The sequence below is a fragment of the Streptomyces sp. NPDC048603 genome (assembly GCF_043199475.1).
Lineage (GTDB): Bacteria > Actinomycetota > Actinomycetes > Streptomycetales > Streptomycetaceae > Streptomyces.
In genome coordinates, this window is record NZ_JBICVY010000007.1 from 167,252 (window position 1) to 186,650 (window position 19,399).

General features: G+C 73.1%; 15 protein-coding genes and 2 tRNA genes. 11 read left to right on the forward strand and 6 right to left on the reverse strand.

Annotated features, from left to right (window positions below):
* Positions 1-10: 10 nt before the first annotated feature.
* From ACGFQ9_RS18865 to ACGFQ9_RS18895, 7 genes are all read left to right on the forward strand, one after another.
* A complete protein-coding gene (locus tag ACGFQ9_RS18865; protein WP_393575367.1) occupies positions 11-1,459 on the forward strand; it encodes a peptidoglycan-binding protein in 1,449 nt (482 codons plus the stop codon).
* 11 nt (positions 1,460-1,470) lie between these two features.
* The gene (locus ACGFQ9_RS18870; RefSeq protein WP_393574944.1) at positions 1,471-3,348 is read left to right on the forward strand and encodes an SPFH domain-containing protein; all 1,878 of its coding nucleotides are present in this window, start codon (positions 1,471-1,473) and stop codon (positions 3,346-3,348) included.
* Between the two features lie 267 nt (positions 3,349-3,615).
* Positions 3,616-4,224, forward strand: coding sequence for a lytic polysaccharide monooxygenase (locus ACGFQ9_RS18875; RefSeq protein ID WP_393574945.1), 609 nt, complete (start codon positions 3,616-3,618; stop codon positions 4,222-4,224).
* Between the two features lie 24 nt (positions 4,225-4,248).
* A complete protein-coding gene (locus ACGFQ9_RS18880) occupies positions 4,249-6,021 on the forward strand; it encodes an AMP-binding protein (RefSeq protein WP_393574947.1) in 1,773 nt (590 codons plus the stop codon).
* A 69-nt stretch (positions 6,022-6,090) separates the two neighbouring features.
* Complete coding sequence (locus ACGFQ9_RS18885; RefSeq protein WP_393574948.1) at positions 6,091-6,942, forward strand: DMT family transporter; 852 nt, start codon at positions 6,091-6,093, stop codon at positions 6,940-6,942.
* Between the two features lie 81 nt (positions 6,943-7,023).
* Positions 7,024-8,103, forward strand: a complete 1,080-nt coding sequence (locus ACGFQ9_RS18890; protein WP_393574950.1) for an AI-2E family transporter — start codon at positions 7,024-7,026, stop codon at positions 8,101-8,103.
* Positions 8,104-8,170: 67 nt separating this feature from the next.
* Positions 8,171-8,244 (forward strand) — tRNA-Lys (locus tag ACGFQ9_RS18895).
* A 160-nt stretch (positions 8,245-8,404) separates the two neighbouring features.
* Here ACGFQ9_RS18895 and ACGFQ9_RS18900 read toward each other — a convergent pair.
* Positions 8,405-9,163, reverse strand: a complete 759-nt coding sequence (locus ACGFQ9_RS18900; RefSeq protein WP_365107182.1) for an IclR family transcriptional regulator C-terminal domain-containing protein — start codon at positions 9,161-9,163, stop codon at positions 8,405-8,407.
* 239 nt (positions 9,164-9,402) lie between these two features.
* Here ACGFQ9_RS18900 and ACGFQ9_RS18905 point away from each other — a divergent pair, with 239 nt between their 5' ends.
* Together ACGFQ9_RS18905 and ACGFQ9_RS18910 are read left to right on the forward strand one after the other, a co-directional pair.
* A complete protein-coding gene (locus ACGFQ9_RS18905) occupies positions 9,403-10,539 on the forward strand; it encodes an LLM class flavin-dependent oxidoreductase (protein WP_393574951.1) in 1,137 nt (378 codons plus the stop codon).
* A 275-nt stretch (positions 10,540-10,814) separates the two neighbouring features.
* Positions 10,815-12,509, forward strand: a complete 1,695-nt coding sequence (locus ACGFQ9_RS18910; RefSeq protein WP_393574953.1) for a glycosyl hydrolase family 18 protein — start codon at positions 10,815-10,817, stop codon at positions 12,507-12,509.
* Between the two features lie 71 nt (positions 12,510-12,580).
* On the opposite strand, the gene ACGFQ9_RS18915 is transcribed toward ACGFQ9_RS18910, so the two are convergent.
* Positions 12,581-14,440 carry a putative bifunctional diguanylate cyclase/phosphodiesterase gene (locus tag ACGFQ9_RS18915; RefSeq protein WP_393574955.1) on the reverse strand — a complete coding sequence of 620 codons (1,860 nt, stop codon included), beginning with the start codon at positions 14,438-14,440 and terminating at the stop codon, positions 12,581-12,583.
* Between the two features lie 396 nt (positions 14,441-14,836).
* Between ACGFQ9_RS18915 and ACGFQ9_RS18920 the strand changes: the two genes are divergently transcribed.
* A complete protein-coding gene (locus ACGFQ9_RS18920; protein ID WP_393574956.1) occupies positions 14,837-16,030 on the forward strand; it encodes a M6 family metalloprotease domain-containing protein in 1,194 nt (397 codons plus the stop codon).
* A gap of 111 nt (positions 16,031-16,141) precedes the next feature.
* Here the strand turns inward: ACGFQ9_RS18920 and ACGFQ9_RS18925 are convergent.
* The 3 genes from ACGFQ9_RS18925 to ACGFQ9_RS18935 form a co-directional block, all read right to left on the reverse strand.
* Positions 16,142-16,215 (reverse strand) — tRNA-Lys (locus ACGFQ9_RS18925).
* Positions 16,206-16,823: a bifunctional DNA primase/polymerase gene (locus tag ACGFQ9_RS18930; RefSeq protein WP_393574958.1), complete on the reverse strand. Its 618-nt coding sequence runs from the start codon at positions 16,821-16,823 to the stop codon at positions 16,206-16,208. Before ACGFQ9_RS18930 ends, ACGFQ9_RS18925 begins: the two co-directional genes overlap by 10 nt.
* A 179-nt stretch (positions 16,824-17,002) precedes the next feature.
* Positions 17,003-17,344: a hypothetical protein gene (locus ACGFQ9_RS18935; protein WP_393574960.1), complete on the reverse strand. Its 342-nt coding sequence runs from the start codon at positions 17,342-17,344 to the stop codon at positions 17,003-17,005.
* Positions 17,345-17,497: 153 nt separating this feature from the next.
* On the opposite strand from ACGFQ9_RS18935, the gene ACGFQ9_RS18940 reads away from it, so the two are divergent.
* A complete protein-coding gene (locus ACGFQ9_RS18940; RefSeq protein WP_393574961.1) occupies positions 17,498-18,742 on the forward strand; it encodes a M20 family metallopeptidase in 1,245 nt (414 codons plus the stop codon).
* Here ACGFQ9_RS18940 and ACGFQ9_RS18945 read toward each other — a convergent pair.
* Positions 18,732-19,295: an NADPH-dependent FMN reductase gene (locus ACGFQ9_RS18945; protein ID WP_393574963.1), complete on the reverse strand. Its 564-nt coding sequence runs from the start codon at positions 19,293-19,295 to the stop codon at positions 18,732-18,734. The two genes, ACGFQ9_RS18940 and ACGFQ9_RS18945, sit on opposite strands and share 11 nt — an antisense overlap.
* Positions 19,296-19,399 lie beyond the last annotated feature (104 nt).

A 19,399-nucleotide genomic window follows, 5' to 3' on the forward strand; every position in this document is an offset into this window, starting at 1 on the left:
GATGCCGGTGATCCGGGAGCCGGTCTTCGAGGAGTACGAGCCTGCAGGCGACTGCCCGTGCCGGGGATGCGTCCAGCGGCGCCGGGCCATGGCCGCCGGGCGCACCGTACCGCTCCGGGACGGCGGGCACCCCGGGGCGCACGGTGCCAGGCGCGCGCTGGTGCTGGCGACGGCCGCCGGGGTGGTGCTGGGCGGCGGCGGTGTCACCTCGGCGGCGGCGACGGAGCCGGTGCCACCGGGCGGCCCCGTCGCCGAGGACCCCGGCACCCCGCAAGGGCAGAGCGGTCCGCTGCACGGCCCGTCGGGGGTGTCGGCGCGACCGCCGAGGACCACGCCGGCGAAGGTGCCGACGGTCCGGCGCATCGAGCGGGCGGCGATCATCAACCGGGCGAAGCTGTGGCTGGACGCGCAGGTCCCGTACAGCATGGAGAAGTACTGGTCGGACGGGTACCGGCAGGACTGCTCCGGCTACGTCTCGATGGCCTGGAACCTCGGGACGAACGAGTGGACGGGGAGCCTGGACAAGTTCGCGACCAGGATCTCCAGGAACGATCTCCTGCCGGGCGACATGATGCTGTTCCACAACCCGTCGAACCCGAACAAGGGATCGCACGTCGTGCTCTTCGGCGGCTGGGTGGACGAGACGCGGACGCACTACATCGCGTACGAGCAGACCAAGCCGGGCACGCGGAGGCTGGCGACGCCGTACGGGTACTGGAACAACGCTGCGAAGTACATCCCGTACCGCTTCAACGGGGTCACGGGCGGCATCAGTCCGGACGACGCGAACCCGGGCGGGCCGCCCGCGAAACCGCCGGTGAAGCCGATCGCGTCGACCGATTACCCCGGCACGTCGAAGTTCGGCCCGGGAGCGGACAACGAGCACGTCGCCCGGCTCGGGCGGATGCTGATCGACCGCGGCGGAATGCGCTTCTACCCGAACGGGCCGTCGACCCGCTGGACGGACGCGGACCGGCTCGCCACCCAGGCGTTCCAGCAGGCCCAGGGGTGGACGGACGCCGAGGCGGACGGGATCCCGGGACCGGACACGTGGAAGCTGCTGGTCGACGGGTACGGCATGGACATCGTCCCGACGGTGGCGGGCGGTACGCCGCCGAAGCCGGCGAAGCCGCCAAAGCCGGCGAAGCCGACGGCGCCCCCGGCTGCCGGGACCGGCGCCGGCACCGGCAGCGGCACCCGGCCGGTCAAGCCGGTGAAGGTGCCGCCCTTCCCCGGCGCCGGGGTGTTCAGGCCGGGGCAGACCCACCCGGCGATCGAGGCGCTGGGCCGGCGGCTGGCCCTGAAGGGCTTCGGCAAGTACTACCGGTCGGGCCCTGGACCCCGCTGGTCGGAGGCGGACCGGCGAGCCGTCGAGGCGTTCCAGCGCGCGCAGGGCTGGCGGGGCGCCGAGGCCGACGGCTACCCGGGGCCGGAAACCTGGCGACGGCTGTTCGCATGACGGAGGAAACGATGTTCCCCACGCGCACCACGTCCACGACGGGCACCATGCCCCTGCCCGCAGCCGCTCCCGCTCCCGCTCCGGAGCGGTCCCCGGCCGCCCCGAGCCCGGTACCGGCCGCCGTGGCCCCGGCCCCGGAGGCCACGGGCCGGATCGAGGCCGCCGCCCCGCCCCCGGCCCCCTGCCCGATCGCGGCCGGGGACGGCGCGCCGGGCCCCGGTGAGGCGGAGTCCGGCGCGCCCCGGTCGGCTCCGGCGGTCGTCCGCGAGGCGGAGTGCGTCGCGACCGGCGGGCCCGTCCCGGTCGGGGCGGTCGCCGAGGAGGCCGCGGCAGCGCGGCTCCAGCTGCCGCCCTGGCTGGTCCGGGCGGAGCAGGGCGAGGCCGGGACGCAACTGGTGCAGGCACCCGAACCGGTGTCGGTGCCGGCATCAACGCCGGCACCGGCACCGGCAGCAGCGGAGGTGCCGCGACCGGCCGAGGCGGGTCGGTCCTGCGCCGGGGCGGCGGCGGAAACGGAGGGAGCCGCCGAGACGACCGTGGCTGCGACGCAGCCGGTCGTCGCCGTGCACGCGTCCGCGGCCCAAGCGGAATCGCCTGTAAGCGCCCCGAACCCGACCGCGACGGACGAAGTGGCGGAAGGGGAGACAGCGGACCGCAGGGCCGAGGTGCGGATTCCCGGCCCCGGCGTGGAGGTGATCGTCGCCGACGCGCTCGCCCGGGGCATGGCCGGGGGTGACGCCCACGACCCGCCGCGGGTCGGGGCGATCCGGCCCGTCGCCCCCACCGAGATCCCGGTGCACCTGCTCTTCCGGGACCCGGTCGCCGTACCCGCACCCGAGCGCGCACCCGAGCCCGCACCCGTTCCCGAGCCTGCACTCGCGCCCGCCCCGGCCCCCGCCTCCGCCGCCGTCCCCGCCCCGCGCTTCGACGCGCGGTCGCGTCCGCTGCCGGCCCCGCAGCGCCCGCGCGGGCCGGTGGTGCGCCGGGTGCCGGGCGGGGACGACCGGCTGTGTGAGCGTCGCGGCCCCGCGCTGCCCGGCTGGGCCGCCGCGACCGTCGGCGCGCTGTCACTCGCCGGGTGCGTCGCCGCGCTCTGGCGGGCCGGTGCCCTCCCCGGCTCCCTGGTGGCCGCGTTCGGCGCGGCCCCCCGCCCGTACCACGGGCTGCAGGCGCACCACTGGCCCCCGCTCGCCCTCCTGGGCATCGTGGCCCTGCTCGCCCTCGGCGGTCTCGGCCGGGGCAAGGCCGGCCACGCCTGGGTGCTGACCCTGTTCGGCCGCTACCGCGGCACCGTGCGGCGCACCGGCCTGATCTGGATCAGCCCGCTGCTCCTGCGCCGCAGGGTCGACGTACGCCTGCGGCACTGGCGCAGCGACCCGCTGCCCGCCGTCGACGCGGGCGGGCTGGCCCTCCAGGTCGTCGTCCAGGTGGTGTGGCAGGTACGGGACACCGCCCGCGCCACCCTCGCCGTGGCCGACCACACCTCCTACCTCGCCGAGCAGGTGGAATCCGCCCTGGCCCGGGTGCTGTCCCAGCTGCCCGCCGACGCCTTCCACGAGGACGCCCCGACCCTGCGCGACGCGGAGGCGGTCGGCGAGGCGCTCACCCGGATGCTGGCGGCCGAGACCGAGGCGGTCGGGATCGAGGTGTTCTCCGCGCAGCCGACCCGGATCGAGTACGCCCCCGAGGTCGCCGCCGCCATGCGCCGCCGCCGGGTGGCCGCGATCGATGCCAAACACCGGGACAGCGTGCTGACTTCGGTCGTGGACGCGGTCGACGACACCGTCAACCGGCTCACCTCGCGCGGGCTCGTCGAGCTCGACGACTACGAACGCAAGGCGCTGGTGAAGGACCTCACCGTGGCCTTCTACACCGGCCGCCCCGAGTAACCGCAGCAGAAGAGCACGGCCTTCCGATCGGCCGGCCGGCCCCCGCCCCCGTGGCGGGGATCGGTCGGCCGATTGGTCTGGACATGGCCAACTTCCGGAAATAATCTGTGACTTGGTCTAGACCTACGCCTCGAACGATCCATCGATCCATCGATCCATCGATCCATCGATGGGTCGATCGGTCGATCCGTGATCCGCCCACCCACGGATCGCGGATCCCCCGCGTGCGCACGCTCACCGGACTCCCCCCACGCTCAAGGAGCATCCATGCGCAATACCCGTACCGCCGCACGGGCCGGCGCCGCCGCGCTCGGCCTCGGCGTCATAGCCGGGGTCACCCTCCTCGCCGCTCCCGGAGCGAGCGGCCACGGATACACCGACAGCCCGATCAGCCGACAGAAACTGTGCGCGAACAGGACGGTCGGCGACTGCGGAGAGATCCAGTGGGAACCGCAGAGCGTCGAGGGGTTCAAGGGCTTCCCGGCCCTCGGCCCCTCCGACGGCACCATCTGCGCCGGCGGCAACGCCCGCTTCGCCGAACTCGACAACCCGCGCGGAGGCGCCTGGCCCGCGACCAAGCTGACCAGCGGGGCCCCGCACACCTTCCGCTGGCAGTTCACCGCCAACCACGCCACGACCGACTTCAAGTACTTCGTCACCAAGGACGGCTGGGACCCGACCAGGCCGCTCACCCGGTCCGCCCTGGAGTCCCAGCCCTTCCTCACCGTGGCCTACAACGGCGCCCGCCCGCCCATGACCTTCACCCACCAGGGCAACCTGCCCGGCGGCAAGTCCGGCCGGCACATGATCCTCGCCGTCTGGACCGTCCACGACACCCCGATGGCCTTCTACGCCTGCTCCGACGTTCAGTTCTGACGATCCGTCAATTATGGTCCGCGCATGGGGACCAAGGGGATCGACGGCGCCAGGGGAAGCGCGGACGCCGTACCTGCGTCAGCGCCCGCGACCGTCGCGGAGCTCATCGCACGCCAGTGGGGCGACCACCGGCCGGGGCTGAGGTACGGCACCACCGTCCTCAGCCACCACCGGACCGCCCGCGAGGCAGCCGTCCGTGCCGCACTGCTCACCGACCTGCTGCCGCGGAAGGCCGAACCGCACGTCGGCGTGCTGCTCGACAACACCCCCGAGTTCCCGTTCTGGCTCGGCGCGGCGGCCCTCGCCGGGGCCGCCGTCGCCGGCATCAACCCCACCCGGCGCGGCGCCGAGCTCGCCCGCGACATCCTGCACACCGAGTGCGCCCTGCTCGTCACCGAACGGGCCCACCTGCCGCTGCTCGCCGGCCTCGACCTGCCCGGCGTACGCGTCCTGGTCACGGACGGCGAGGAGTACGCCGGCCTCCTCGCCCCCTACGCCGGCGCGACCCCGCAGGACCTGGCCGCACGGCGGCCCGAGCCCGCCGATCGCCTCCTGCTCTACTTCACCTCCGGCTCCACCGGCGCGCCCAAGGCGGCCGTCTGCTCCCAGGGCCGGCTCGCCGCCGCCGGGCACTCCCTCGCCCGGCACTTCTCCGTCACCCCGGACGACGTCCACTACGTCTGCATGCCGATGTTCCACGGCAACGCCGTGATCGCGGACTGGCTGCCCGCCCTCGCGGCCGGTGCCTCGGTGGCGCTCCGCCGCCGCTTCTCCGCCTCCGCCTTCCTGGACGACGTACGGGCCTACGGGGCGACCTACTTCACCTACGTCGGCCGGGCCGTCCAGTACCTGCTCGCCACCCCGCCCCGGCCCGACGACCACGACAACCCGCTCCGCCTCGGCTTCGGCACCGAGGCGGGCGCGGTGGACGCGGCCCGGTTCGCGACGCGCTTCGGGGTCCGGCTCGTCGAGGGATACGGCGCCACCGAGGGCGGCGCCTCCGTCCAGCGCGGCCCCGGCACCCCGCCCGGCGCCCTCGGGCGGGCCGCACCCGGCGACGACCTCGCGGTGGTCGACCCGGCCACCGGCCGGGAATGCCCCCCGGCCCGGCTGGACACGGCGGGCCGGCTGCTCAACGGGGACGAGGCCATAGGTGAACTGGTCAACCGCGGCCGCAGCATGTTCGAGGGCTACTGGCGCAACCCGGACGCGGAGGCCGCCCGCACCAGGAACGGCTGGTACTGGACCGGGGACCTGTTCTTCCGCGATGCCGACGGCCACCTCTACTTCGCCGGGCGGACCGACGACCGGCTCCGCGTCGACAGCGAGAACCTGGCCGCCGCGATGATCGAGAACATCCTCGCCCGCTGGCCGGACGCCGCCGCAGTGGCCGTGTACGCGGTCCCGGACGAGGTCGCCGGTGACCAGGTGATGGCGGCGCTCGCGCTCCGTCCCGGCGCCGTCTTCGACCCGGCCGCCTTCGCCGCCTTCCTGGCCGCGCAGCCCGACCTCGGCACGAAAATGACACCCCGGTACGTCCGGGTGGTCCCCGCCATGCCGGTCACCGCCACCAACAAGGTCCACCGGGTCGCCCTCCGCCGGGCCGCCTTCCTCCCCCGGCCCACGCCGGAGGGCACCCCCGCCACCTCCGGCACCCCCGCCACCGCCGTCGCCCCCGACGTGGTCTGGCACCGCCCGCACGGCGGGGCCGCCTACCGCCCCCTGACCGCCCCCGACCTCGAAGCGCTCCTCGCCCGGTACGAGGCCCAGGGACGGGCCGACCTGCTGTCCCGGTAGCCGCCGCCGGACGCCACGGGCGGGCCGCGCCGGGGTGCCGGGCGGGCCCGGGGCGGTCAGGATCGGCGCATGGGGTTCGTCGTGCCGGTCGTCTTCGCGCTGTTCGCCGCGTGCAGCAACGCGCTGGCCACCGTGCTGCAGCGGCGGGCCGCGCTGACCGTGCCGCAGAGCTCGGGCTTCCGTCCCGGGCTGTTCCTGGACCTGGTCCGGCAGCCGGTCTGGCTGTTCGGCATCCTGGCGGTGATCGCCGCCGGCGCGGGCCAGGCAGCGGCCCTCGCGACGGGCGCCCTGGCCCTCGTACAGCCGTTGTTCGTGCTGGAACTGCCGCTGGCCCTGCTGATCGCCTCGCTGTTCGCCCGGAGGCCGCTGCCCGGCGCGCAGTGGGCGGCCGTCGCCGGAGTGGTGGGCGGGCTCGGCGTGGCACTGGCGGCGCTCTCGCCCACCGGGAACCGAACGGACGTACCGCTGGACCGCTGGATCCCGACGCTGGTGGCGGGCGGCGGTGCCGTGCTGGCCCTGACCGCGGCCGGACTGCGCCGCCCGCCGGGCCGGATCCGGGCTGTCTGCCTCGGCCTGGCCACCGCCCTCTGCTACGCGCTGACGGCCGCGCTCATGAAATCGGCGGTGCACGACTTCGACGAGGGCGGGTGGGAGGCGTTCCTGACCGGCTGGCCGACGTACGGCATGGTCGTGACGGGCATCTCGGCCCTGCTGCTCTTCGGGAACGCCATGCAGGGCGGCCCGCTGGTCGCCTCGCAGCCGGCCCTCACCCTGGGCGACGCCTGCACCGGCCTGCTCCTGGGAGTGCTGCTGTACGAGGAGCAGGTACGCGGAGGGTGGTGGCTGGTGCCGCAGCTGGCAGGGGTGGCCCTGGTGGCCGCGGGCGTCCTGGTCCTGGCCCGTACGGACGACCCCGTCTGACCGGGGCGTCCGGGCCCCCGGTCGGAGCAATCCTCCGCCCGGGCCGTGGCACGGGCCACCCCCGGTGGTACGGGGAAGGGCATGCGACCGCACGTCTCACCGCTGCTCCGCTCGGCCGCGGCCCACGCGTGGCGGCTGCTCGTCGTCGGTGCCGCCGTCTACGCCGTCTTCGCCGTGCTCGGCCGCTTCCACGAGATCGGCGTCGGCCTCTTCCTCGGACTCGTGATCACGGCGATGCTGCGGCCGGCCGCCGACATCGTGGTGCGCGGCGGGGTGCCGCGCGGGGCGGCCGTCGCGATCGTGCTGCTCGGCAGCATCGCGCTGGTGCTCGGTGTGCTGGCCCTGGTCGGTGAGGCGGTGGCGGGCGAGAGCACCACCCTGGTCCGGGAGTTCCGGGTGGGCCTCGACCGGATCGAGGACTGGCTGGCGAGGCCGCCGTTCCACCTGGACGAGGACGCCCTCACCGGTCTCCAGTCCCGCATCGGGGAGTACGTCTCCACCCACCGGTCGACGCTGCTGAGCACGGCCCTCAGCGGGGCCGGCACGCTGGCGCACGTCCTGGCCGTGCTCGCGCTGGCGCTGTTCTCCGCCGTGTTCTTCATCCACGCCGGGCACCGCCACTGGGCCTGGTTCTGCGCACAGCTCCCGGTGGGGGCCCGCCCCCGCTGGGACACGGCCGGGCGGGCCGCGTGGCGCACCTTCACCGGGTACACCCACGGCATCGTCCTGGTCGCCGCCACGAACGCGATCCTGGTCGGCGTGGCCCTCTACCTGCTCGGGGTCCCGCTGGCGGTGCCGCTGGCCCTGCTGGAGTTCTTCGCAGCCTTCGTGCCCCTGGTGGGGTCGCCGGTGGCCCTGGCCGTGGCGACGGTGGTCGCCCTCGCGGCGAACGGCCCGTGGACGGCCGCCGTCGTCCTCGCCCTGATCGTGATCATCGGCCAGATCGAGGGGCATCTCCTGCACCCGCTGGTGATGAGCTGGGCGGTGCGCCTCCACCCCCTGGTGGTGGCGGTCTCGGTGCTGGCCGGCGCCACCGCCGCCGGCGTGGTCGGCGCGGTCGTCGCCGTCCCGCTGGTCTCCGTCCTCTGGGCCGTCCGGATCGCCCTCCGCCCTCCCGCGCCACCACCGGACGCCGGGCCTTCCGGCGTTCCCGCCGGGTAGCCACGGGGTGAACGGGCGCTGGTCACGAGCACCCCTTGGGACCAGGTAGTATTTTCTCTGTCAGCAGGCGCCGCTAGCTCAGTTGGTTAGAGCAGCTGACTCTTAATCAGCGGGTCCGGGGTTCGAGTCCCTGGCGGCGCACCTGATCTCAGGGCGGTTTCCGGTTCACCGGGGACCGCCCTGAGTGCTTTGCGGGGCCTCTCCGAAGCCCTTCCGGGAGCCTCGCCGGGGCCTTCCCCGGCCTGCCCGAGCGCGGGCCGGGGCGGCACGGACCGGCGGCGGACCGGCCGCGGACCGCGACTCAGAGCGTCAGCGACAGCAGCAGGGGAGCGGCCTTCCGGTTCAGCGCGTCCGCCGCGGCCCGCAGCCGGTGCGCGTGCTCCACGGGCATGGACAGCGCCAGGCAGCCCACCGAGGCCCCGGCCGTGATCGGCACCGCCGCGCAGACCGTGCCCACCGCGTACTCCTGGAGGTCCAGCACGGGGACGGTGGCGGGCTGGCTGTCCAGCTTGGAGAAGAGCACCCGCTCGCTCGTGATCGTCTTGGAGGTCAGCCGGGCGATCCGGTGCCGGGACAGGTGGTCGCGCCGCCCGTTCACGTCGAGCTGCGTCAGCAGGCACTTGCCGACCGCGCTCGCGTGCGCGGCGGAGCGGAAGTCGACCCACTCGTGCACCTTCGGGGTGCGGGGACTGTCCGCGAACTGCGTGATCCTGACCTCGCCGTCCACGTAACGGCTGATGTAGACGGCGGCGCCGACCGAATCGCGCAGCCGGTCCAGGGTGTCCTGCAGCTTGTTCTGGAGGGCCTGCTGCCGGTCGGTGCCGGAGCCGAGCAGCACCAGCGAGTCGCCTATCGCATAGGCGCCGTCCGAAACCTGGAGCACGTATCCCTCGCGGCGCAGCATGAGCAGCATGGGGGCGAGGTGGACGGCCGGCAGGCCCGTCTCACGGGCGATCTGCGTATCGGTCACGCCACCAGGGTGCCGTCCGATCGTTTCCAGCACGCGCAGGGCGTACTGCACCGAGTGGAACGGCGCGGTCGGCTCGGGCTTCAGCGCCACGGTTTCCCCCTAGCAGGTTGTTACCGCTTGCCCTACCACGATAGCCATCAAGAGGCCCACGTGGAGCGCCTGTTGATGAGATTGATGACTCGATCACGCCCTTCGGCCTGGATCTACTCCGCTGGCATATGCCAAGGTCAAGGGCGGTGCCCCGACTCGCCGGGAATGCCCGGCGCCCACCCCCGGTTCGAGATCTCCGTACGCCGTACCGGACGGTAGATGTTGTGACGGGAGCGACGATGGGTGACAGGCGGGACGGGATCCACGGCGGTGCCCCGGAGGGCGGCGCACGGGACGGCATCCACGGCATCCACGGCACAGCCCGCGGTACGGCCCCGGTCCCGCTCTCCGTGCTCGACCTGGTGACCGTGGGCAGCGGCAGCACCGCCCACCGGGCCCTGCGGACCAGTGTGGAGCTGGCCCGGCTCGCCGAGTCCCGCGGCTACCACCGGCACTGGGTCGCCGAGCACCACTCCCTCCCTGGTGTGGCCAGCTCCTCCCCGGCGGTCATCCTGGCCCACCTCGCCGCCCACACCTCCCGGATCCGGCTCGGCTCGGGCGGGGTGATGCTGCCCAACCACGCCCCGCTCGCCGTCGCCGAGCAGTTCGGCACCCTGGAGGCCCTCGCGCCGGGCCGGATCGACCTCGGACTGGGCCGCGCGCCCGGCACCGACGGCCGGACCGCCGCCGCGCTGCGCGGCACCGGCCGCCCCGACGCCGAGGCCGCCGAGTTCCCGCGCCGGCTCGCCGAACTGACCCGGTTCCTCGACGACGACTTCCCCGACGGGCACCCCTACGCCCGCGTGCACGCCGTCCCCGGGCCGGTCCAGGGAGCCACGGCCCGCCCCCCGGTCTGGCTGCTCGGCTCCTCCGGCTTCAGCGCCCGGCTGGCCGGCGAGCTCGGCCTGCCCTTCGCCTACGCCCACCACTTCTCGGCGGCCGGCACCCTGCCCGCGCTCCGGCTCTACCGGGAGAGCTTCCGCCCCTCCGCCGTCCTGGCCGCCCCTTACGCCCTGATCGGCGTCTCCGTACTGGCCGCCGAGGACGAGGAGCAGGCCCGCGCCCAGGTGCTCACCGGCGCGCTGGCGATGCTGCGGCTGCGCACCGGACGGCCCGGACTGGTCCCGACCCCGCAGGAGGCCGCCGGGTACGCCTTCTCCCCGGCGGAGCGGGAGTTCATCGACGACTGGCTCGCGAACGTGGTGCACGGAACCCCGGACCGGGTGCGGGCCGGGCTGGACGCACTGGTGGCCCGCACCGGCGCGGACGAGCTGATGCTGACCGCCAACGTGCACGGCGGGGCTGCCCGGTTGCGCTCGTACGAGCTCGTCGCAGATGCGTACGGGATGACCGGACTGGAGGTTTCCGGAGCCTGACGGAGGCTGACGGGGGATGAACGGAGTTCGGCTGGTTTGTTGCCGAAACCTTGCGCCGGGCTTCCTCAAGGGAGTCTTAAACCGCTTGTCACCGGGGGTGGCAGGCGGTCTCCGAGGCGTCTCCAGCCCTTCTACCTGGGAAATTGCGCCGCGAATGGTCTAGTCCTTCTTTGGCTCAAACCATTGACGCGGTCATCCGGTGATCGCTATCACTTCTCCCACCCGGGCTGTCACATCCTCCCCACGTCCTCCCCTCCCACCTCCGGAGGCTGTTCATGCACATCCGTAAACCCCTCGTCGCGGCCGCCGCCACGGCCGCGCTCGCCGCCGGAGCGCTGGCCGGTTTCGCGGGCCTCGGCACCGCACAGGCCGCGGACACCTCGACCGCCGCCGCCGGCGGTGTCCGGATCGCCTACTACGACCAGTGGAGCGTGTACGGGAACGCCTTCTATCCCAAGCACCTCGACACCCGGGGCATCGCGAGCAAGCTGGACGTCATCAACTACTCGTTCGGCAACATCCACCCCACCGAACTCACCTGTTTCGAGGCCAACAAGGCGGCCGGCGACGACAACAACCCGAACGCCGGTGACGGCGCGGGCGACAGCTACGCCGACTACCAGAAGTCCTTCAGCGCGGCCGACAGCGTGGACGGTGTCGCCGACAAGTGGGACCAGCCGATCGTGGGCGTCTTCAACCAGTTCAAGGAGCTGAAGGCGAAGTACCCCCACTTGAAGATCAACATCTCGATCGGCGGGTGGACGTACTCCAAGTACTTCCACGACGCGGCCAAGACCGACGCCTCCCGAAAGAAGTTCGTCGCCTCCTGCATCAAGCAGTACATCAAGGGCGACCTCCCGGTGGAGGGCGGCTTCGGCGGCCCCGGCACCGCCGCGGGCATCTTCGACGGCATCGACATCGACTGGGAGTACCCGGGCTCCTCCGGCGGCCACCTGGGCAACCGCTACGGCCCCGAGGACAAGCAGAACTTCACCCTGCTGCTGCAGGAGTTCCGCAAGCAGCTCGACGCCGAGGGCGCGGCCAACGGCGGCAAGAAGTACCTGCTGACGGCAGCTCTGCCGGCTGGCCAGGACAAGATCAAGTACATCGAGACCGACAAGATCGGCCAGTACTTGGACTACGCGAACATCATGACGTACGACATGCACGGCGCCTGGGACGGCGACGGGCCGACGTACCACCAGTCACCGCTGTACCCGTCCGCGGCCGACCCGACCGACCCGATCGCACCGGGCACCGAGAAGTACAGCATCGACAACGCCATCGACTCCTGGATCGACGGCAACCCGGCCTACGGCATCACGGGCGGCTTCCCCGCCGGCAAGCTGACCCTGGGCTACGAGTTCTACTACCGCGGCTGGAAGGGCGTCCCCGCGGGCACCACCAACGGCCTCGCCCAGCCCGCCACCGGCGGTTCCGGCGCCCGTCCGCTCAGCCAGCAGGCCGGCATCGCGCACTACAAGGAGCTCGGCGGGATCGTCGACAACCCGGCGACCACCTTCTGGGACGAGGCCTCGAAGTCCTCGTACTTCTACAAGGACGGCGAGTTCTTCACCGGCCTGAACCAGAAGTCCATCCAGGAGCGGGTCGCCTACGGCAAGCAGCGCGGCCTCGCCGGCGCGATGATGTACTCCCTCCTCGGCCTGGACAACAACGCCACCCTGCTGAACCAGATCAACGACGCGCTCGGCGGCACCACCGTCCCGCCGACCACGCCTCCGACCACGCCTCCCACCACGCCGCCGACCACCCCGCCCACCACGCCGCCGACGACCCCGCCGACCACCGGCTGCGGCTCCGTCCCGGCCTACACGGCGGGCACCGTCTACACCGGCGGCAGCGAGGTCTCCCACAAGGGCCGCAAGTGGAAGGCCCAGTGGTGGACGCAGAACGAAGAGCCGGGCACGACCGGTGAATGGGGTGTCTGGAAGGACCTCGGCGCCTGCTGATCCCCCCACCTCGCGCCGAGCGGAGAAGGAGCCGCCCCCGCCCACCCCAGGGCAGGGGCGGCTCTGCCGCGTCAGGTCCCGCCGGTGGCGCCCGTACCGCCGGCACTGCCCGTGCTGCCGGCGCCGCCCGTGCCGCCGTTCCCGCCCGCACCACCCCCGGAGCGCCCGCTGATCATCTCCGCGATGAGCTCCGGGGCGACCGCCCGCGAGTACAGCCAGCCCTGGCCGGTGTCGCAGCCGACCCGGCGGAGCCGGGCCGCCTGGCCGGCCGTCTCCACGCACTCGGCGGTCACCGTCAGCCCCAGCCGGTGGGCGAGCTGGACCATCGCCTCGACGATGGTCTCGTCGGCCGGATTGGGGTGGGTCCCCTCCTCGTAGCGGAAGCCACGGACGAAGGAGCCGTCCAGCTTCAGCACCGAGACCGGCAGCCGGCTGAGGTAGGCGAGGTTGGAGTAGCCGGTGCCGAAGTCGTCGATGGCGATCCGGACGCCCATGTCGCTCAGGGCCTGCAGGGCCTGCAGCGGCCGGCCCGCCGAACCCATCACCGCAGACTCGGTGAGCTCCAGCTGGAGCAGCTGCGGGGCCAGCCCGGTCTCCGCGAGGATCTCCGCCACGTCGCCCACCAGGTCCGAGTCCCACACCTGCCGGACCGCCACGTTCACCGACACGAACACCGGGGAATCACTGGGGTGCTCGATCTGCCAGCGCCTGGCCTGCCGGCACGCGGTCCGCAGCACCCACTGCCCCAACTGGACGATCGAGCCGTCCTCTTCCGCAATTCCGATGAACCGATTCGGCGCCAGCGATCCGAACTGCGGATGATTCCACCGCACCAGGGCCTCCACGCCCCGTACGGCCCCGCTCTCCAGGTCCACCAGCGGCTGGTACTCCAGCGCGAACTCGCCCCGTTCCACGGCAGGACGGAGTGTGGAGCTGAGCGCCTGCCTCGTCATCCGGTGCGCGTTGCGCTCCGGGTCGAAGAGCGTCCAGCGGGCCTTGCCGTCCGCCTTCGCCCAGTACAGCGTCGTGTCGGCGGCCTGCATCAGCCCGGTGGCCGAGGTGCCGGCCGCGGCCCGTTCCACCACGCCGATCGACGCCGACACCGACAGCCGCTGCCCGGCCAGGTCGAACGGCTCCTGTACGGCGGCCAGCACGGACCGGGCCAGGTCGGCCAGTTCCTCGGTTCCGGTGGAGTCCTCGACCAGCAGCGCGAACTCGTCGCCGCCGAGCCGGGCCACCAGGTGCCCGCCGGTGCGCCCGTACCCGGACTGGTCGGCGCACTGGGTGAGCCGGGCCGCCACCGCCGTCAGCAGCCGGTCCCCGACCCGGTGGCCCAGGGTGTCGTTGACCGCCTTGAACCCGTCGAGGTCCAGGTAGCACAGCCCGATCCGGCCGGTGCCGCCGTGCTCGTACGAGGACGCCTCCAGGGCGGCGGACAGCCGTTCGAAGAACAGTGCCCGGTTGGGCAGCCGGGTGACCGGGTCGTGCATCTGCAGGTGCCGGAGCCGGGCCTGCAGATCGCGCCGGTCGCTGATGTCCGCGACGGACAGCAGGACGTCCCGGGTGCCGGGCACCGGCCCGAGGGTCACCTCGGTCCACAGGGTGTGCCCGTCGGGGTGTTTGAGCCGGCGGGTGCAGCGCAGTCTGGCCTGCCGTCCGCGCAGCACCTCCCGGTAGGCCTGCCAGGTCCGGGCCTCGGCGGCCAGGTCGACGAGGTCGGCCGCGGACTGCTCGACCAGCTCGTGCGGCTCCGTGCCGAGCAGTCCGCCGAAGGCCTCGTTCGCGGCGACGACGAAGCCGTTCCGGTCGACGACCGCCATCGGGAGATGGGCCGCGTTGAAGGCCGCCCGGTAGTCGCGCAGTTCACGCTCCGTAGTGGCCGGTCGGATGCTGTCGGCCGCCGAACCGGTTCCCTCTGAGGTTCCGCCCACCGTTCGCTCCCGCAGTGCTCGTGATGTCCGCGCAGGAAAGTGTGCCGATCATAGAGCCAGCCGGGAGGCCCTATCCAGCGGCGTCGCCGTCCCGGGCGGGGCGCATCGGCGTCTTGACGCCCTCCTGACGGCGGGTCGGCCGGGGGTGCCCGCGCACCGCCCGATCGTTTCTGCGCGGCTCTGAACACAGAGGGCGCGCGCGTGATCGGTCGTGACGCTTCGTAATCTCCAGTTCGGGTGTGTGCGAGAGGATCCGCCGCTGTCGCTCACTCAGGTGGGGCAGCGGAACAGGACATAAGTAGGACAATCGCCGCAAGGTGGTTGGGATGGATCGAATCCCACCCACCGGAGGTCGACGTGCCGCGACAGCAGACACCCGGGGGAGTGGACCGTCGTATGCGCAGTGCGGCGGCGGCCCTCACTTCGATGACGGCGCTCGCCGCCACGTCTCTCGTCGCGGGACCCGCGGTCGCCGACACCGGCGCCGGCCCGTGTGCGCTCACCCGTACGGCGGCGCACCATTCGGTGGGCCTGGACACCTGGAACCGGGCCTACCCCAAGCCGGAACGCACCCTCGACGCGGTCATGGTCTTCCTGTCCTTCCCGGACGCCGTACCGAAGACCACCCCGAAGGAGCTGACCGCCGACTACTTCCCGGCCACCGGCGAGTTCTTCGAGCGGGCCTCGTACGGCAGGTTCCGGCTGGCCGCGCATCCGGGGAAGGAGTGGATCCGGATGCCGAAGCCGTCCACCGAGTACCGCATACAGCGTGACTGGGACCCGGACGACAGGGCGTCCTACCTGCGGGACGCGGTCGCCGCCGCCGACCGGGCCGTCGACTTCTCCGCCTACGACATCGTCTACTTCGTCGCCGATCCGGACGCCCCGGGCGTGGACTCCGACGCCACCAAGGTCGTCAACTTCGACCGGCCGATCCGCGCGGACGGCGCCGACCTCCGGCGGATCGTGACGGTGTTCGAACAGCACCCGCCGGACCGGAACGTGCTCGCGCACGAGACCGGCCACGTCTTCGACCTGCCGGACCTCTACCACCGTCCGACGGACGGCAAGGGCGACTGGGACACCTACGTCGGCGACTGGGACGTCATGGGCAGCCAGTTCGGCATGGCCCCGGACCTGTTCGCCTGGCACAAGTGGAAGCTGGGCTGGCTCGGCACGGGCCAGGTGGACTGCGTGCAGAGCGGTTCCTCCCGGCACACCCTGGAGCCGCTGGGCGAGGAGGTGCCGCGCGGCGGCAGCGGTGGTACCCGGCTGGCGGTGATCCGTACCGGGCCGGGCAGCGCGATCGCCGTGGAGGCACGGGGGTCGGCCGGCAACGACGGGGACACCTGCACCGAGGGCGTGCTCGTCTACCGGGTCCGGAACGAGGCGCCTTCCGGCGGCGGCCCGATCGAGGTGCTCGACGGGCACCCGGAGTCGGAGGCGTGCTGGGACCGGTCGGTGTACCCGCCGCTGGCGGACGCCCCGCTGGAGGTGGGGGAGACGTACACGGTCCCGGGGGAGCGGATCACGATCGAGGTGGCCGACCGGACCCCCTCGGGGGCCTACACGGTGAAGATCACCACCTGAGCGGCCGCCGGACCCGACCGGACCCGACCGGATCCGACTGGATCAAACCGGACCGGACCGGATCGGACAACGAAGAAGCCCCTCGCTGCTGCGAGGGGCTTCTTCCGTCGGTGCGCCGCCAGGGACTCGAACCCCGGACCCGCTGATTAAGAGTCAGCTGCTCTAACCAACTGAGCTAGCGGCGCCTGCTGACGTCGTAGACATTAGCATCCCGATCCGCCGAAGGAAAAATCGATACCCGCAGGTCGGCGGCGGAAGCGGTGGACGTGGCCCGCGCGGCCCGGACGCAGGCCCAGAGCAGGGCCTCGGGCCCGGGCAGCCACGGGCTGCGGGTGTCCGGGGCGACCAGCCAGCGCGACGGGCCCGTCGGCGGGACCAGGGCCGGGACGGTCACGGCATCGCCGCGCCCGTGGCAGATCGGCGCGGGGACGGAGTCCCCCCACTCTTCCCAGTCCAGCAGGGCGGGGAGCCGCTGGGCGGTCCCCGGCGCGGCGAAGAGCAGCATCCGGCCCCGGTGCACGGCCACCGGCCCGGAGCCGGGCCCCTCGCCCCACAGCAGGTCCAGCAGCCGCCGTCCGAACACGGCGGGGACGTTGACGATGTCGAACGCCGTCCCGCACGGCAGCACGGCGGGTGCGGAGGGCCGCTGCCGCCACAGCGAGAGGGTGCTCTGCGGGTACGCCGACGCGGAGGCGAGCCAGGCCGCACCCTCCGGGGTGACCTGCGTGGTCTGCGCGACCCGCGCGGACTCGAGGGCGGGACAGCCGCTGTTCGGGGTGAGCGTCGTCGTCATGGATCCAGGAGTACCGCGCGTGCGCAACCGGTTTCACGGAGTTACCGGAAATGGCCACACGCCGACCCGGGGTGGGGTATGTTGCGCGCCGCATATGCCAGGTGCCCGGGATGCCGCCGGATGGGTGGGACGCGGTGGGGGCGGTGGGTGCCGTGAGCGCAGCGGGCGCGCGGCGCCGATCAGTCGTCCGGGTGGCCCTTGAGCAGGTCCTCGCCGAACTCGATCATCTTGCGGGCGTAGTCCTCGGTCCACTCGACCCGTTCCGCGATGGAAGCCGCCGAGAGCCGGTCGAACCGGCGGGGGTCCGCCAGCTGGGCCGCGGCCACCGCCTGGAACTCCATGGCCCGGTCCTGGGCGGCCCGGAACGCCAGCGCCAGCTCCGTCGCGCGGACCAGCAGCTCCTGGGGGTCGTCGATGGACTCGAGATCGAAGAAGTGCTCCGGGTCCGCGGCAGCCTCCGAGGGCTCGAAGAGCAGCGGCGCGGGCCGCAGCCTCCGCTCGGTCCGCTCGGGCTCTGCCATGCGTGTCCTCCTGCGCTCGCGGTCCACCGGTCCTTCCGGGCCACCCTCTATTGTCCAACGCCGCGCAAGACCGCCCGAAGTGCGAGACGGGGGAGTACCCGGGTGGTGCGGCCGGGCAGACCGGGGGAAGCGACACATCGAGGAGGAGCGGGGATGCACGAGGAGCTCGACCGCCTGGCCGCCGGGGCCGCACCGCAGGTCATCGCCTGGCGGCACCACCTGCACCGGCACCCCGAGCTGTCCAACCGGGAGGAGGCCACCGCCCGGACCGTCGCCGCGGCACTGCGCGGCCTCGGACTCGACGAGGTCCGCACCGGCATCGCCGGCCACGGCGTGGTCGGGGTGCTGCGCGGGGGTCTGCCGGGGCACCGGGTGGCCGCGCTCCGCGCCGACACCGACGCGCTGCCCGTTCCCGACCGCTGCGGCACCGCCTTCGCCTCCGCCGTCCCGGGCGTCTCGCACGCCTGCGGGCACGACTGCCACACGGCGATGCTGCTCGGCGCCGCCGTCGTGCTGGCCGGCGTACGGGACCGGCTGCCCGGCACGGTGCTGTTCGTCTTCCAGCCGGCCGAGGAGGGTCCGCCGGTGGACGAGGAGGGCGGGGCCCGCCGGATGGTGGCCGAGGGCGCCTTCGCGGACCCCGTGCCCACCATGGCCTTCGGGATGCACGTCACCCCGCACCCCAAGGGGTGCGTCGGCTACCGGGTGGGCAACCAGTACGCGGCGTCCAGCCTGGTCCGCATCACCGTCGACGGGAAGCAGACGCACGGCTCCACGCCCTGGCACGGCGTCGACCCCATGCCGGCGGCCGGCGCGCTCCTCACCGGGATCGGCCAGCTCTACCGGCAGGTCTCCGCGTTCACGCCGGTCACGGTGTCCATCGGGCACATCGAGGACGTGGGCCGGTTCAACGTCATCGGCGAGACCGTCACCCTCTGGGGCACCGTCCGGTGCGCGGAGGAGAAGGACATGGCGGAGGTCCGGTCCCGGCTGACGGTGCTCGCCGAGCACACGGCGCGCGCGTACGGCTGCACGGCGGCCGTCGAGTACCTGCAGGACGTGCCGGCCGTGCACAACAGCGAGGCCTGGGTGACGGCGGCGCTGCCCACGTTGCGCCGGGTGGCCGGTCAGGGCCGGCTCGTCGAGACCGGCGGCACCCTCGGCTACGACGACGTGTCCGAGCTGATCGACCGCTTCGGCGGCCTGTACGTGATGCTCGGCGTGCAGGACTCCGTGCTGGACGAGCACGGGGAGGCGGTGCCGGAGCCGGGTGGCCGCGGAGTCGTCCGCAATCACCACCCGGGCTTCTACGCCGACGACCACACCCTCGTCACCGGAGTCCGGCTGCACGCCCACATCGCCTACGACCACCTGGCGGGGGCGCTCGTCACGCGGTGACGGACTCCTCGGTGGCCAGCTTGGCCAGCTCGTCGAGGACCTCGGCCACCTGCTCGGCGAGGCCCTCCGGAGCGGTGAAGCCCTCGTCGCCGAGGAGGCCGTAGATGCTGGGGACCGCGGCGCGGCTCTCGGCCACGCGGGCGCCGAGCCGCGTCAGCACGGTGGCGATGCCCTCGGCGGCCTGGGTGCCGCCGGACGGGCCGGCGGTGTAGCTGACCAGGCCGACCGGCTTGCCCTGCCACTCGCGGTAGAGGAAGTCGACGGCGTTCTTCAGCGGGGCCGTGAAGGCGCCGTTGTACATGGTGAGCACGAAGAGCACGGCGTCGGCGGACTCGATCAGCGCACTCCAGTCCTTGGTGTGCTGGTGGACGTACGGCTCGCCGGAGGCGGGCGCCGCCGGCTCGTCGAGCAGGGGCAGGTTTATCTCGGCGAGGTCCGCCGGGACGACCTCGAAGCCCTCGTGCTGTTCGGCGACCCCGCCGATCCAGGTGGCGAGCGGGCGGCCGGTGGAGACCGGGCGGGTGCTGGTGGAGATGACGAGCAGGCGCGGCATGGAGAACCCCCGTTGATCAGGCGCCAGTAGTTGACGTGTCATCAATAAAACCCGTGAGTCGATGACGTGTCAACCATCTAGATGACATATCACCTACCTGGATA

Bases quoted from the DNA above. Each gene is read 5' to 3' on its own strand.
- ACGFQ9_RS18935 (WP_393574960.1), bottom strand. From the start codon at position 17,344: ATGGCAGAGCCCGAGCGGACCGAGCGGAGGCTGCGGCCCGCGCCGCTG.
- ACGFQ9_RS18910 (WP_393574953.1), top strand. From the start codon at position 10,815: ATGCACATCCGTAAACCCCTCGTCGCGGCCGCCGCCACGGCCGCGCTC.
- ACGFQ9_RS18880 (WP_393574947.1), top strand. From the start codon at position 4,249: ATGGGGACCAAGGGGATCGACGGCGCCAGGGGAAGCGCGGACGCCGTA.
- ACGFQ9_RS18890 (WP_393574950.1), top strand. From the start codon at position 7,024: ATGCGACCGCACGTCTCACCGCTGCTCCGCTCGGCCGCGGCCCACGCG.
- ACGFQ9_RS18870 (WP_393574944.1), top strand. From the start codon at position 1,471: ATGTTCCCCACGCGCACCACGTCCACGACGGGCACCATGCCCCTGCCC.
- ACGFQ9_RS18920 (WP_393574956.1), top strand. From the start codon at position 14,837: ATGCGCAGTGCGGCGGCGGCCCTCACTTCGATGACGGCGCTCGCCGCC.
- ACGFQ9_RS18875 (WP_393574945.1), top strand. From the start codon at position 3,616: ATGCGCAATACCCGTACCGCCGCACGGGCCGGCGCCGCCGCGCTCGGC.
- ACGFQ9_RS18885 (WP_393574948.1), top strand. From the start codon at position 6,091: ATGGGGTTCGTCGTGCCGGTCGTCTTCGCGCTGTTCGCCGCGTGCAGC.
- ACGFQ9_RS18940 (WP_393574961.1), top strand. From the start codon at position 17,498: ATGCACGAGGAGCTCGACCGCCTGGCCGCCGGGGCCGCACCGCAGGTC.
- ACGFQ9_RS18905 (WP_393574951.1), top strand. From the start codon at position 9,403: ATGGGTGACAGGCGGGACGGGATCCACGGCGGTGCCCCGGAGGGCGGC.
- ACGFQ9_RS18945 (WP_393574963.1), bottom strand. From the start codon at position 19,295: ATGCCGCGCCTGCTCGTCATCTCCACCAGCACCCGCCCGGTCTCCACC.
- ACGFQ9_RS18930 (WP_393574958.1), bottom strand. From the start codon at position 16,823: ATGACGACGACGCTCACCCCGAACAGCGGCTGTCCCGCCCTCGAGTCC.